The sequence below is a fragment of the Luteipulveratus flavus genome, assembly GCF_029439465.1.
Taxonomy (GTDB): Bacteria; Actinomycetota; Actinomycetes; order Actinomycetales; family Dermatophilaceae; genus Luteipulveratus; species Luteipulveratus flavus.
Window position 1 is genome coordinate 93,906 of record NZ_JAROAV010000004.1, and the last position, 12,715, is coordinate 106,620.

11 protein-coding genes and 1 tRNA gene are annotated in these 12,715 nt (G+C 68.2%); 6 read left to right on the plus strand and 6 right to left on the minus strand.

Going from position 1 to position 12,715, the window contains the following annotated elements:
• Positions 1–4: 4 nt before the first annotated feature.
• From P4R38_RS01235 to P4R38_RS01245, 3 genes are read right to left on the minus strand one after another with little or no spacing between them, the layout of a single operon-like run.
• Complete coding sequence (locus tag P4R38_RS01235) at positions 5–847, minus strand: aldo/keto reductase (protein ID WP_277190649.1); 843 nt, start codon at positions 845–847, stop codon at positions 5–7.
• Positions 848–902: 55 nt separating this feature from the next.
• Positions 903–1,616, minus strand: coding sequence for a hypothetical protein (locus tag P4R38_RS01240; protein WP_277190650.1), 714 nt, complete (start codon positions 1,614–1,616; stop codon positions 903–905).
• On the minus strand, positions 1,617–3,215 hold the full coding sequence (locus P4R38_RS01245; protein ID WP_277190651.1) for an RNA-directed DNA polymerase: 1,599 nt from the start codon (positions 3,213–3,215) through the stop codon (positions 1,617–1,619).
• A 527-nt stretch (positions 3,216–3,742) separates the two neighbouring features.
• On the opposite strand from P4R38_RS01245, the gene P4R38_RS01250 reads away from it, so the two are divergent.
• Positions 3,743–4,987 (plus strand): MFS transporter, encoded by a 1,245-nt coding sequence (locus P4R38_RS01250; RefSeq protein ID WP_277190652.1) that lies wholly within the window; start codon positions 3,743–3,745, stop codon positions 4,985–4,987.
• A gap of 66 nt (positions 4,988–5,053) precedes the next feature.
• On the opposite strand, the gene P4R38_RS01255 is transcribed toward P4R38_RS01250, so the two are convergent.
• Positions 5,054–5,998 (minus strand): helix-turn-helix domain-containing protein, encoded by a 945-nt coding sequence (locus P4R38_RS01255; protein WP_277190654.1) that lies wholly within the window; start codon positions 5,996–5,998, stop codon positions 5,054–5,056.
• A 70-nt stretch (positions 5,999–6,068) separates the two neighbouring features.
• On the opposite strand from P4R38_RS01255, the gene P4R38_RS01260 reads away from it, so the two are divergent.
• Positions 6,069–7,115 (plus strand): saccharopine dehydrogenase family protein, encoded by a 1,047-nt coding sequence (locus P4R38_RS01260; protein WP_277190656.1) that lies wholly within the window; start codon positions 6,069–6,071, stop codon positions 7,113–7,115.
• Between the two features lie 153 nt (positions 7,116–7,268).
• Here the strand turns inward: P4R38_RS01260 and P4R38_RS01265 are convergent.
• Positions 7,269–7,341 (minus strand) — tRNA-Arg (locus P4R38_RS01265).
• A 244-nt stretch (positions 7,342–7,585) separates the two neighbouring features.
• Here P4R38_RS01265 and P4R38_RS01270 point away from each other — a divergent pair.
• Positions 7,586–8,971 carry a hypothetical protein gene (locus P4R38_RS01270; protein WP_277190657.1) on the plus strand — a complete coding sequence of 462 codons (1,386 nt, stop codon included), beginning with the start codon at positions 7,586–7,588 and terminating at the stop codon, positions 8,969–8,971.
• Positions 8,972–9,000: 29 nt separating this feature from the next.
• On the opposite strand, the gene P4R38_RS01275 is transcribed toward P4R38_RS01270, so the two are convergent.
• Entirely contained in the window at positions 9,001–9,852 is an 852-nt protein-coding gene (locus tag P4R38_RS01275) for an SMP-30/gluconolactonase/LRE family protein (protein ID WP_277190658.1), read from the minus strand.
• A gap of 61 nt (positions 9,853–9,913) precedes the next feature.
• Here P4R38_RS01275 and P4R38_RS01280 point away from each other — a divergent pair, with 61 nt between their 5' ends.
• Genes P4R38_RS01280 through P4R38_RS01290 form a run of 3 tightly spaced genes read left to right on the plus strand, consistent with a single transcriptional unit; the run spans position 9,914 to position 12,534 of the window.
• A complete protein-coding gene (locus P4R38_RS01280) occupies positions 9,914–10,981 on the plus strand; it encodes an energy-coupling factor ABC transporter permease (RefSeq protein ID WP_277190659.1) in 1,068 nt (355 codons plus the stop codon).
• Positions 10,982–10,984: 3 nt separating this feature from the next.
• Complete coding sequence (gene cbiQ / locus P4R38_RS01285) at positions 10,985–11,773, plus strand: cobalt ECF transporter T component CbiQ (protein WP_277190661.1); 789 nt, start codon at positions 10,985–10,987, stop codon at positions 11,771–11,773.
• On the plus strand, positions 11,770–12,534 hold the full coding sequence (locus tag P4R38_RS01290) for an energy-coupling factor ABC transporter ATP-binding protein (RefSeq protein ID WP_277190662.1): 765 nt from the start codon (positions 11,770–11,772) through the stop codon (positions 12,532–12,534). Before cbiQ ends, P4R38_RS01290 begins: the two co-directional genes overlap by 4 nt.
• Positions 12,535–12,715: the final 181 nt, after the last annotated feature.

Sequence of the window (12,715 nt, forward strand, 5' to 3'; positions counted from 1 at the left end):
CGGCCTACATCTCCTCATGGGTGTCGGGGTCGCCGCCGAACAGCCGGCCGTCGTCATTCCCGAGCGCGGTGATCGCGGCGACCTCGTCGTCGGTCAGCTCGAACCCGAAGACGTCCAGGTTCTGCTGCTGACGCTCGGGCGTCGCGGACTTCGGGATGGGCAGGCTGCCGATCTGGTGGTGCCAGCGCAGGATCACCTGGCCGGGTGTGACGCCGTGCGCGGCCGCCGCGTCCGCGACCGGTGGCTCCCCGAACGGCGCCTGGCGCTTGCCCATCGGGCTCCACGCCTCCGTGCGGATGCCGAGGCGCTCGTTGACCGCGCGCATCTGCTCCTGCGGGAAGTAGGGGTGCAGCTCGATCTGGTTGACCGCGGGCGTCACACCGGTCTCGCCGATGATGCGGTCCAGGTGCTCCTGCGTGAAGTTCGAGACGCCGATCGCACGCACCTCACCCGCGGCCCGCGCGTCGACGAGGGCCTGCCACGCCTCGGCGTACAGACCGACGCTGGGGTTGGGCCAGTGGATGAGGTGCAGGTCGGTGTAGTCGACCCCGAGCCGCTCCAGCGAGCCCCGGATGGACGCCCGTGCCTCGTCGTACGCGTGGTGCCGCCCGGGGATCTTCGTCGTGACCTGGATCTCCTCGCGGGGGACGCCCGAGCGGCGGATCGCCTCGCCGACGGCCTGCTCGTTGTCGTAGTTCACGGCGGAGTCGAGCAGCCGGTAACCGGTCTCGAGGGCGCTGACGATGGCGCTCACGCCCTCGTCCGCCTTGAGCGGGTAGGTGCCGAAACCGATCGCGGGCAGGGTCGAGCCGTCGTTGAGGGGGTACGTCGGGATCGCGGTGGCCATGCGCCCCAAGGTACGCCGCAGCTCGGACGAACCTCCCGCATATCGGGTTCGGCAACTATGGCGAGACACCTGGATCTGCCCACTCATATGCGATCTCTGCGCAGGCCTCATCGGCGGCTTGCGAACGGGTAAGCCAGAAGAAGTCATCTACATCAAATGAAACGGTTGTACCCCGCAGGGGGTTGATGAGCTGTAGTTCATCCAGAATTTCGTGAGTAGAGGAATAGCTCAGCACCACATAGGAAATGAGTTGGCGGTAATCGACCGAACGGAAGGTTCGATCGACTGTCTTCACTTCACCCAGACCTCGCTTGCTGACCTCGCTGCTGGTTGGGCGTGAGAATCTGAAGTCGGGCGTACCCCCAGCCACGACTCCACAGCCCGGAAGCCTCGGTTCGATTTCGATGCTGTCGAAACCTTCGGTAATTTCAAAGGAATCAAGATTGGCCGCAAGCGCGAGGAGTTCCACCTCTTCCGCCGGAAGCAGAGTATTGGAGAAGTCGGCCTGATCCCAGATCACGGATAACCGAGAACTAGCCATGGCAAAAGCCTGCAGTGGATCAAGCGATTGGGCTGAGTGCTTGGACTTCCACAAGACGAACGCGGCTTCTGAGAGTACCGCATGGCGCTCATGCTCCGAGTTGAGTTTGACTGGATCTGCGCACTGTTCGGCAGACATGTTCGCGATGCGAACAAATGACTCTAGCCGTGGAAACTGCAACTTCCAGTATGAGCCCGCCACCTGTGCGAATCGCTCGGCAGAAATCATCTATACGGGCACCTCCTCGCGACCTTGCGCCACTTTATCTTCTCGCCATTTGAGTGCGATTCGATCAAAATCCGAGAAATGCGTCTTCCTGCGCCAGTGTGCACCTTCGTCATCCAGGAGAAATGAAGACAAGAGAATCGCGCGCTTGACCCATGGATGTTTCTCTTGATAATGACGCCTCTCGGCGGAAATGAATGCAGATGACCGCCAGTTGTGCATGTGTAGCACGATATCTCGCTGCAAGAACGGAGGCGCCTGGGAGGAAGAGTATATCTTCTTTGCAAGAATGAGATTCTCTGCATTCTGTTCGTGGCGGAGTACGCGAAGTCCGTATGCAAGATTCATCGGGAGATTCATGAAGTACGATCCGTCAACAATTCTTCGTCGGATTTCGCTAGTCACGGACGAGATCGTATCTGAACTAAGGTCTGCCGCAAGGTCGTCGAGAACTCGAAGAACAACCGGCATCGCCGGTGCCAACATCTCAAGGCTGTCGACGATTGTGCCGATGGCGGCTTCCTGTATGTCGGCATCTACGAAGCCGAGGGCCTGGGTCAAGCGGCGGACAACGGGCAAATTTACGCGACTTTTCCCAACCTCGCGGGAGAGCATGTCGACAATGTCGAAATCCTCAAGCTCTTTGCGGAGTCTTTCGTATTCTTCTGCTGCGTCCTGGCTGTAGGGGTCAAATCGCAAGGAAAGGCGTACGAATCGTCGTTCCTCTCGATCGGTAGCGGAGAGATCAGGTGAGTCTTCGGCCAAAAATATGGGCGCGCGAAGAAAGTCTCGAGTCCGTACGACTCTCGTCTTTTGCTTTTGTAAGGTGGCCCCTTCGTGTTCGTGAAGGTATTGGGTGAGCGAAATGAGATGAGAGTAAGCTTCCGCTTCACTGGTTGCGAATATTCGGTAATCATCCGCGAAGCGACAGAAGGCTATTCCATCCATTGCGAGCAATTTGTCTACTCTGTCCAGAGTTATTTCAGAAAGGGCGCGGGCGGCGGGACCGCCTACTGGTAGTCCATACGAGACCCCGCCCGAAATAGAACCGAGGAGAAGATTGATGCGTTTCGGCACCTCACCATCCGCGAGTCTGAGTTCGAGAAGGCTGTTCTCAATTCGATGGTGGTAGATCCGCGCGTAGAAGTCGGCAATGTCGGCGACTACGACGTGGCTGTACTTCTTCGCGAGTTCTTCGGACCTCTTGGAGAAATTGAGCCATGAATCAGCCCTGAAGAGCGAAGCGCGGTCTTCGTCAATATCGAAGCGATACGAGAAGACGGAAAGGTCTTCGCTGGGAGCGCGATTTCTCTCTATGGCGGAGGCAGATTCCAGCACCAGTCCGAGCAAGTAGGCGTTCCAGACGGGGTCTAGCTGCGTAGCCCAGCGGAATCCTTCATTCGTAACTAACTGAAGGGCGACATCGGTGGTCGGCGGATCATCCCTCAGCCTGCTCTTGAAGTCACTATGAATACTTGTGAGAAGTGCGACGACTTTGTCCGCATTATCGTGTAGAACGTGGTTTTCTGGCGCGAATGGAAAAACATCCGTATCACCCCACCTAGCGATATTTCGGACGGCAAGGTCAAAACTTCGTTCCACGGTGCCTCGCGTTTCGGACTTGTGTTGTGCCTGTCTGACCCTCCGGTCGCAGAATTTTGAGGAGTCTAGCAATTTGGCTGCTGCGCCCCTTGGGATGCAGCTTGCCGATGTCGTCAGGGTGATCGAGCGCGTGAAAATTCACCGGGTATCCCGGAGAGACATGCATTCGGGTCCGCGGGTGGAGATCCGTTTCGTGTTCAATGCGAGTTTTGGCGAAACTTCGGCTGCGCGCTGGTAGGGCGCTCGTCCTGTTGCGGGCTGGACCGTCACGCCAGGACCTTACATCCCGTGATGTGCGCTTAGGGCGTAAGAGTTCGGAGCGTGTGAGGACGGTCCTGTGCACGGCCGACGGTAGGCTGAATGCAATGCGAATCACTTCTTGAGAGCGGCACTCCTCGAGTGCGAGGTCGTGACCACGGTCAGGCGACCTCCGCGAGTGCCCGTCCATCCCGGACCGACCGGTCGGTCGCTCCGCGCTTCTCGCGTACCCGCGACGCCGGCGACCACTGTGCTCTCAGGAGAACTTCGTGCTCATCTCACTGCTGCGGCGAGCTCATCGCCCGGCCGACGCGACCCGCGTCTACTACGTCGGCAACGCGCTCGTCGACCTGTTCTGGGTGCTGTCGATCACGCTCAACCTCGTCTACCAGGTCACCGTTGTCGACCTGTCGCCGTTCGAGCTGGTCGTCGTGGGAACGGTGCTGGAGGCGACCTGCTTCCTGTTCGAGATCCCGACCGGCATCGTCGCGGACCTCTACTCGCGGCGCCTGTCGATCATCATCGGCGTCCTGCTGATCGGTGCGGGCTTCACGCTGCAGGGCGCGGTGCCCGCGCTCTGGGCCGTGCTGCTCGCCCAGGTCGTCTGGGGCATCGGCTACACCTTCACCTCCGGCGCCTGGCAGGCCTGGATCACCGATGAAGTGGGGGAGGAGCGGGTCCAGCACGTCTTCACCCGTGAGCAGCAGCTCAGCCTGGCCGCGACCTTCGTCGGTACGGCCCTGGCGGGCGTGCTCGGGCTCGTCACCGTCCAGCTGCCGATGGTGCTCGGCGGAGTCGCCGTCATGCTCGTCGGCATCTGGCTCGCGCTGCGGATGCCCGAGGAGCATTTCCACCGGACGCCGCCTCAGGAGCGGGAGACGTTCGCGCACCTGGCCCGGTCGTTCAAGGACGGCCTGGCCACCGCGCGTACCCGTCCGGTCGTCGGCTCGTTCTTCCTGGTCAGCCTGTTCGTCGGACTGTCCAGTGAGGCGTTCGACCGGCTCTGGACGGCGCGCATCCTCGACGACTTCGCGCTGCCCTCGCTGTTCGGGTCGCGCGAGCCGGCGCTGTGGTTCACGGTGTTCGCCCTGATCAGCGCGGCCCTGTCACTGGTCGCCTCGCTCGCCGCCAACCGGTGGGCCGGCCGCGCCCTGACGAACCTGCACCCGAACCGGCTGCTCGCGGGGCTGGTGCTCGTCCAGGTGGTGGGCGTCGTCGGGCTGGCGCTGCTGGGCAACATGTGGCTCGCGCTCGGGGCCATGTGGGCCCGGGCGGCAGCGCAGAAGGTCGCGTACCCGGTGCAGTCCGCCTGGCTGAACCGGCACGTCGACTCCCGCTCGCGCGCGACGGTGCTGTCGATGAACGGGCAGGCGGACGCGATCGGCCAGGTCGTCGGCGGCCCGCCGCTGGGTGCGCTCGGCTCGCGGGCCGGCATCCCCGTAGCGCTGGTCGTGTCCGCGGGCGTCCTGGCCCCGGCGGCTGCGGTGTACGCGCGCCTCCGTCCGCAGCGCTGATACGTGCAGAAGGAGCGTGCGGCATGTCGCACGCTCCTTCTGCACCAGCCACCCCGCCGCCCGCCGTCAGCGCAGCCGGAAGGTCGAGCGGTAGGTCGTCGGAGAGACACCGACCGCGCGCTGGAAGTGTCGCCGCAGCGTGGTCGCGGTACCCATCCCGCAGCTGTGAGCGATCTGGTCGACGGAGGCATCGGTGCGTTCGAGCAGCTCCTGGGCGCGCGCGATCCGTTGGTGGTGAAGCCAGTCCAGCGGCCCGGTCTGCAGCTCGGCGTGCATCCGGCGGGCGAGCTGCCGGGTGCTGAGCCCGGCGCGAGCGGCGAGGTCGCCCACCGTCAGTGGCTGGTCGAGCCGGCCGCGTGCCCACTCCAGCGTCGGGCCGAGCCCGTCCTGCGTGCGTGGCTCGGCCGGTGGAGTGATGAACTGCGCCTGACCACCCCTGCGATGGCCAGGGACGACCAGCCGCCGCGCGATGCCGTTCGCGGCGACCGCGCCGAAGTCGTTGCGTACCAGGTGAATACACAGGTCGAGGGCGGCCGTCTTGCCCGCTGACGTGAGGACGTCCTCCTCGTCGGTGTAGAGCACGTCGGCGCGGACGTCGACGGTCGGGTAGCGCCGGGCGAGGGCGTCGGCGTGCATCCAGTGCGTGGTCGCCGTCCGGCCGTCCAGGAGTCCGGCGGCGGCGAGGACGAACGCGCCGGTGCACAGGGAAGCGATCTGCGCGCCACGTTCGTGGGCCGCGACCAGTGCCCGACTCAGCGCCGGGTCCTGCTCGCCGTCGAGGTCGTCGGTGGACGACACGACGACGGTGTCCGCATCGGTCAGGCGGGCGTACGGGACGGTCGGCAGGTCGGGCAGCCACCGGTGCGGGGTGCCGTCGGCCGTGCTCGCCACCAGGTCGTACCACCGGCCGTCCGGCGAGAGGTCCGAGCGGTCGACGCCGAAGACCTCGGCCGCGATAGCCGACTCGTACAGCATCGCGGCGGGGTGCATGACCAAGGCGACCAGGGGCATGTCCGAAAGTGTACGACCCACGTCGTTTCCGACGCTCGTGCGGCGCCGTCGGGCTCGCCACGATGGACGCATGAGCACCGAACGAGTCATGGTCTACGGAGCCGCCGGGCACACCGGGCGTTTCGTCATCGACGAGCTGCTGTCCCGCGGGCTGACGCCCGTGCTGGCCGGGCGGAACGAGGAGCGGCTGTCCGCGCTCGCGTCGCGGTACGACGGGCTGGAGCGTCGCGTGGTTGGCGTCGAGGACGCGGACCGGCTGCGCGAGGCGCTGGCGGGGATCACCGTCGTGGTCAACGTCGCGGGTCCGTTCCTCGACACCGCCCTCCCGCTCGCTCGCGCCGCGGTGGAGGCCGGCGCGCACTACCTCGACGTGACGGCGGAGCAGCCGGCCGTGCAGCAGCTGTACGACGAGCTCGACGCGCCGGCCCGCAGCGCCGGAGTCTCGGTCGTCCCGGCCATGGCGTTCTACGGCGGCCTCGCCGACCTGCTCACGACGGCCGCTCTCGACGGCGAGCCGGGCGCGGACGAAGTCAAGGTCGCGATCGGTCTGGACCGCTGGTGGCCGACCGAGGGCACCCGCGTCACCGGCGACCGCAACACCGCAGTGCGCCAGGTGATTCGGGGCGGCGTCCTGGCGCCGCTGGAGAGTCCGGCACCGACGGGGACCTGGTCGTTCCCCGGGCCGCTCGGCGTCCAGGAGGTCGTGCAGCTGCCGTTCTCCGAGGTCGTCACGATCCACCGTCACCTCCAGGTGGGCGAGCTCACCTCGCACCTCAACACGGCACCCCTGGCGGACCTGCGCGACTCCAGCACCCCGCCGCCGTCCGCGGCGGACGACTCAGGACGCTCGGAGCAGCGGTTCGTCGTCGAGGTGGTGGTGGGCCGCGACGGCCGGTCCCGGAGCCTCGCGTGCGCCGGTCGGGACATCTACGCCTTCACCGCGCCGATCGTCGTCGAGGGCGTCGTCCGGCTGATCGACGGCCGTCATCAGGGTGCCGGCGCACTGGCGCCGGGGCAGGCGTTCGAGGCAGGCGACGTGCTCGCCGCGCTGGAACGGTCCACCGACGGCTTCAGGCTGCTCGAGTCCGAGCCGGTCGTCGAGCCGACCTGCGCCTGAGACCGCTACGGGCCGGTCGCCGCAGTCGCGGGTTCCACGCACCACAGGCTGGCAGAACCGGCGCACCCGGGTCCGAGGATCCGCACAGCTACCGACACGACGAAGGCCCCGGTCGCATGGACCGGGGCCTTCGTTGACTGTCTCAACACAGCGTGCACCCGAAGGGATTCGAACCCCTAACCTTCTGATCCGTAGTCAGATGCTCTATCCGTTGAGCTACGGGTGCGGGCGTTGCCGTGGCAACGAGGAGCAATGTTAACGGGCTCCGGGCCCAAGTGCGAAATCGGTATCGCCTCGGACTTGGTCGCAGGACCCTCCCGCCCAAGATCAGACCTGACTGAGACCCCCGCACGACAACGACCGGGCGCGTCGTACGTCCTTCACATCAGCGGGCCGAACGGTTCGTGAGCCGGGCGGATCCCGGCGCCACGCCGGGCCGGGGGTCCGGGGTTCAGACAGGGGGAACCGTCATGAAGCACCACTCCATCGCCGTCGCGGCACTCGCACTGAGCGCGAGCCTCGCGCTCGCGGCCTGCCAGGACGAGGACCGCTCGGCCGCCGGCTCCGACCTGCCGGTCGCGGCAGGCAGCACCACCAGCTCCACCGCCGCGAGCAGCACGGCGGCCGGCTCGGCATCGGCGGGTACGGCCGCGCTCAGCAGCGCGCCGACCGGTCAGACGGCGGCGGAGTCCGCCACCGCGAACGCGGCCGGTGGAAGCCCGCAAGGCAGCGTTCCGCAGGCCGGCGGTTCGGCCGCCAACGGCCCGCAGGGCAGCAGTGGTCATCGCGATGAGGGCATGACAGGCGGCAAGGGCCTGACCCTCGCGGGACTCCGGAGCGCGCCGTACCCGGCGATGTGCGACAACCCGGCCGGCCGCCTGGTCAACGGCAAGGACCTGCGCGGACGCGACGGCAACGTAGAGGCGAACATGCCCGGCGTCGGTATGAAGTACTACAACCCGGGCTCCAAGCCCACCCTGCTGGACCTCACCGGCGACGGCCGCAAGGAGATGGTGGTCGAGTTCTTCTGCGACGCGGGCGGCGTGACCTGGCCGAGCGTGATCGTGGTCTACGGCGAGGGCTGGAAGGTTCTCGGCTCCCTCGACCTCGGCAGCGTCGCGAACGCGGACGCCTACTACGGCAAGGCGCGGGTGAGCTCCTGGTCGGTGGGCCGGTCCGGGCTGAACGTGACCTGGCGTGCGTTCCAGGGCATCGACGGCAGCGAGTCGCGGCGGACGGGCGTCCTGAAGCTGCGCGGCGGACGACCCGTCATGACGAACGTCCAGATCCTCAGCGGCCACGGCGCCGGCGGCGGCTCGGTCGCTCGCACCCAGATCCGGTCGATCAACCCGACCACGTCGGCCGGTGGCGTCGCGTCCGGGTGGACCACCACCCGTACCAACGACAGCTGCGACGGCAGCGAGGCGAGCCTGGTCGCCAAGAGCTCCGGCATCTTCGTCTGCGGGGCGAGCGCCTCCGGGTACGACGCGTGCTGGACGGTCAACCGTACGCAGGCCGCCTGCGTCGCCTCGCCGTACCGCAAGCACGCCGACCTGCTGAACCTCACCCGGCCGACGACCGCGCGGCCGTACGCGCATCCGGTGCCGTGGGGTGTGGTGCTCGCGGACGGCACGACCTGTCAGCCGTCGTTCGGCGGGGGTGGCAGCGTGCGCCCGGACGGCTACATCGCCCGCTACTACTGCAGCGACAAGCGCGACCTGCTGATGCGGGAGAACGACCGCGGGGCCGGGTGGTTCGACACCAGCCGCCCGGTGTGGACCGTCCAGGCCGGGAAGGGCCTCACCGGCAAGCGCACCACCGAGCAGGTCAAGGCGGTCTCGTACGCCGTGCGCTGACGAACTGCGTACCGCCCGGCGGCGGCCGGTCAGCCTGCGAAGGGGGATGCAGGCAGGCCGGCCGCACCCGGCTCGCACGTGAACACCGCGCCGGCAGCCGGCTGCTCGCCGTCCGGGACGTTCTCCCGGGTGGTCGTGACGTAGAGGGTGCGCAGGTCCTGACCGCCGAACGTGCACGCGGTGACGTTGGTGACGGGCAGCTCGACGACCTGGTCGAGCTGCCCGTCCGGCGCGTACCGGTGGACGGCCGACCCGCCGTACAGCGCGACCCAGACGCCGCCGTCCGCGTCGACGCAGAGCCCGTCCGGGTCGCCGTCGAGGTCGTCCGGGAGGCGGACGAAGGCTCGTCGCCCGGTGAGGCCGTCCGCCTCCGACCAGTCGAACGCGCTGATCGTGCGCGTCGGGGTGTCGTTGAAGTACGCCGTCTCGCCGCTGGCCGACCAGCCGAGGCCGTTGGAGATGGTCAGGTCGTCCAGGACGCGGGTGGCCGACCCGTCGGGGTCCAGGCGGTACATGAAGGCCTGGCCTTGCGACTGGTCGTAGGCCATCGACCCGCAGTAGAAGCGGCCGGCGGGGTCGCAGCCGCCGTCGTTGAACCGGATCGGCCCGCTCCACAGCTCGGGCAGCGGGGCGATGTCGCTCAGGTCGTCGGAGGTCGCCAGTGCGAACCCGCGCTCGACCGCGACGACCGCGCCGCCGGACGCGCGTGGCCGGAGTGCAGCGGCGACCTCGCCCACATGGGCCCGCTCGACCGAGCCGTCGTCGAGCAGGGTGAGGACGTCGCCGGCCATCAGGTCGACGTACCGGAGGCGCCCGTCGGGCCACCAGACCGGACCCTCGGCGTGGAAGGCGTGCGGCTTCGAGACGGCTTCGGCGCGCATGGACCGACCCTAGCCACCCGTCCAGTTGCGAACGTGTCGCATCTAGGGCCAGGGTGTAACCATGCACGTACCCGACGGATTCATCGACCTGCCGGTCTCGGCCGCGACCGGAGCGGTCGCCGCCGGCGCCGTGGCGATCGCCCTGCGCAAGGCCGCACCCGAGATCCGTGAGACCGGCCCGGCGCTCCCGGGCCTGGTGTCGGCGTTCATCTTCGCCGTGCAGATGGTCAACTTCCCGGTCGGGGCCGGTACGAGCGGGCACCTGCTCGGTGGGGTTCTCGCCGCCGCGCTCGTCGGGCCGTGGACTGGACTGCTGTGCATGACCGTGGTGCTGCTCGTGCAGGGCGTGTTCTTCGCCGACGGCGGCCTCACCGCGCTCGGCACCAACATCACCGACATGGGCGTCGTCACCGTGATCGTCGGGTACGCCGTCATGCGGCTGGCCCTCGGCGTCCTGCCGCGCCGCTCCTCGAGCATCTCGGTCGCCGCGTTCGTCGCCGCCATGCTCGCCGTGCCGGCCGCCGCGGTCGCCTTCACCGGCATCTACGCCGTCGGCGGCTCGGTGGACATCCCACTCGGCAAGGTCGCCACCGCGATGATCGGCTGGCACGTCCTCATCGGCATCGGCGAGGCGCTCATCACCACGGCCGTGCTCAGTGCCGTGCTCGCCGCCCGGCCGGACCTCGTCTTCGTCGCCCGTCACCTGCGTCGCGACCTGGAGCTGGTCGACGCCGACGGCAAACGCACGACCGTCGCGGCGGACGCGCTCGAACCGGCCACCGGGCGGTCCGCCGTCCACCTCGGCCGACGCTCCGTCATCATCGCCCTGAGTGCTGCCGCGGTGGTGGCCTTCGGGCTGAGCTACTTCGCCAGCGCCCACCCCGACGGCCTGGAGTACGTCGGCCAGCAGCTCGGATTCGAGCACCAGGACTCCGCCGTGGCCGGTGGCCCGATGTCCGGCTACGCGGTGAGCGGCGTCCAGAACACCTTCCTCTCCGGTGGCCTCGCCGGTCTGATCGGCGTCGCGCTCACCGTCCTGATCGGCTGCGCGATCGCCTGGATCGTCCGGCGCGTGCGTCCGGTCGAGAAGGCGGCCCCCGAGCGCGAGTCGTCCGCGGTCGGAGGCTGATCCGTGGTCGCGACACCCGTTGCCGGTCCGGCTGCCCGGGGCGCGGACGCCCTGCTCGTCCGCCGTCCCTCGATCGTGCACCGCCTGCCCGCGCAGGTGAAGCTCGTCGCGCTGCTCGTGTTCGTCGTCGTGGTCGTCGCCACCCCGCGTACGGCGTGGCCGGCGTTCGTGGCGTACGGGGTGCTGCTCGCGGGAGTGATCGCGCTGGCCCGGCTGCCGTTCGGCGTCATCGCCCGGCGGATGCTCGTCGAGACGCCGTTCGTGGTGTTCGCGCTGCTGATGCCGTTCGTCGCGTCCGGGCCGCGCGTCGACGTGGTGGGCCTGTCCGTGTCGGAGTCCGGGCTGATCGGCGGCGCGGTCCTGCTGGTGAAGGGTTCGCTCGGTGTCGTGGCCGCGATCGTCCTCGCCGCGACCACCGAGTCACGCGAGATGCTCGTCGGGTTGGAACGGCTGCGACTGCCGGGGGTGCTCGTCGCGATCATCGGGTTCGCCATCCGGTACCTGTCCATCGCCAGCGAGGACCTGGAGCGCGCTCGCATCGCCCGACTCGCGCGGGGTGGCAGCGGCGGACGTTCCTCCCAGCTGAGATCCGTTGCGGGGACTGTAGGTTCGACGTTCGTGCGGACGTACGAGCGGGGCGAGCGGGTCCACCGGGCGATGCTGGCCCGCGGTCTGGACGGACCGATGCCGGTGCTGTCCGGGCGCGCCGCGACCGCTGCCGAGTGGCGTACCGCGCTCGCGCTGCCGGCGGCCGCCCTGGTCGTCCTCGCCGCCGGGCTGGTCCTCACGTGAGCGAGCCCGCGCTGCAGGTGAGCCGGCTCGGGTTCGCCTACCCGGACGGGCACCAGGTGCTGTACGGCGTCGACCTCACCGTCGAGGCGGGCGAGCGGGTGGCGCTGCTGGGTCCCAACGGCGCCGGCAAGACCACCCTGGTGCTCCACCTCAACGGCATCCTCGGCGCAGTCGCCGGCGGCACGGGTACGGGCTCCGTCGCGGTCGGCGGCCTCACGCTGACCAAGGACTCGGTCGCCGAGGTCCGCCGTCGCGTCGGTCTCGTCTTCCAGGATCCCGACGACCAGCTGTTCATGCCGACCGTGGCCGACGACGTCGCGTTCGGCCCGGCCAACCTCGGGCTCAAGGGCGAGGAGCTGCGCGCGCGGGTCGAGTCGGCGCTGCAGGCCGTCGGGATGCTGGAGTACGCCGATCGCGCGCCGTACCACCTGTCGTTCGGTCAGCGGCGCCGCGTCGCCGTCGCGACCGTGCTGGCGATGGACCCCCAGCTGCTGGTGCTGGACGAGCCGTCGAGCAACCTCGACCCGGCGGCCCGGCGCGAGCTCGCCGAGATCATCCGGTCGCTGCCGGTCGCGGTGCTGATGGTCACGCACGACCTCCCGTACGCACTGGAGCTGTGCAGCCGGTCGGCGCTGATGGACGAGGGTCGCATCGTCGCGCAGCGTCCGACCCGGGACCTGCTCGCCGACACCGACCTGCTGCACCAGCACCGGCTGGAGCTGCCGTACGGCTTCGACCCCCTCTCCGTCCCCGGCGCCTGACCCGGTTCCGGCTACTCCGCCGGTCGAGCAGGTCCGACGGGTCCGCTGGTTGAGCCGGGCGACGAGTTCGCTGGTTGAGCCGGTCCGAGGCGTTAGCCGAGGAGCGTGTCGAAACCTGGTGACGTACGGGGAGAGTCAGCGTCCGCGGTGGCGGTGGTTTCGACTCGGGCTCGCCTAGCGG

Excerpts from the sequence above, each read along its gene's own strand:
- P4R38_RS01235 (WP_277190649.1), bottom strand. The coding sequence starts at position 847 with ATGGCCACCGCGATCCCGACGTACCCCCTCAACGACGGCTCGACCCTG.
- P4R38_RS01240 (WP_277190650.1), bottom strand. The coding sequence starts at position 1,616 with ATGATTTCTGCCGAGCGATTCGCACAGGTGGCGGGCTCATACTGGAAG.
- P4R38_RS01255 (WP_277190654.1), bottom strand. The coding sequence starts at position 5,998 with ATGCCCCTGGTCGCCTTGGTCATGCACCCCGCCGCGATGCTGTACGAG.
- P4R38_RS01260 (WP_277190656.1), top strand. The coding sequence starts at position 6,069 with ATGAGCACCGAACGAGTCATGGTCTACGGAGCCGCCGGGCACACCGGG.
- P4R38_RS01270 (WP_277190657.1), top strand. The coding sequence starts at position 7,586 with ATGAAGCACCACTCCATCGCCGTCGCGGCACTCGCACTGAGCGCGAGC.
- P4R38_RS01275 (WP_277190658.1), bottom strand. The coding sequence starts at position 9,852 with ATGCGCGCCGAAGCCGTCTCGAAGCCGCACGCCTTCCACGCCGAGGGT.
- P4R38_RS01280 (WP_277190659.1), top strand. The coding sequence starts at position 9,914 with ATGCACGTACCCGACGGATTCATCGACCTGCCGGTCTCGGCCGCGACC.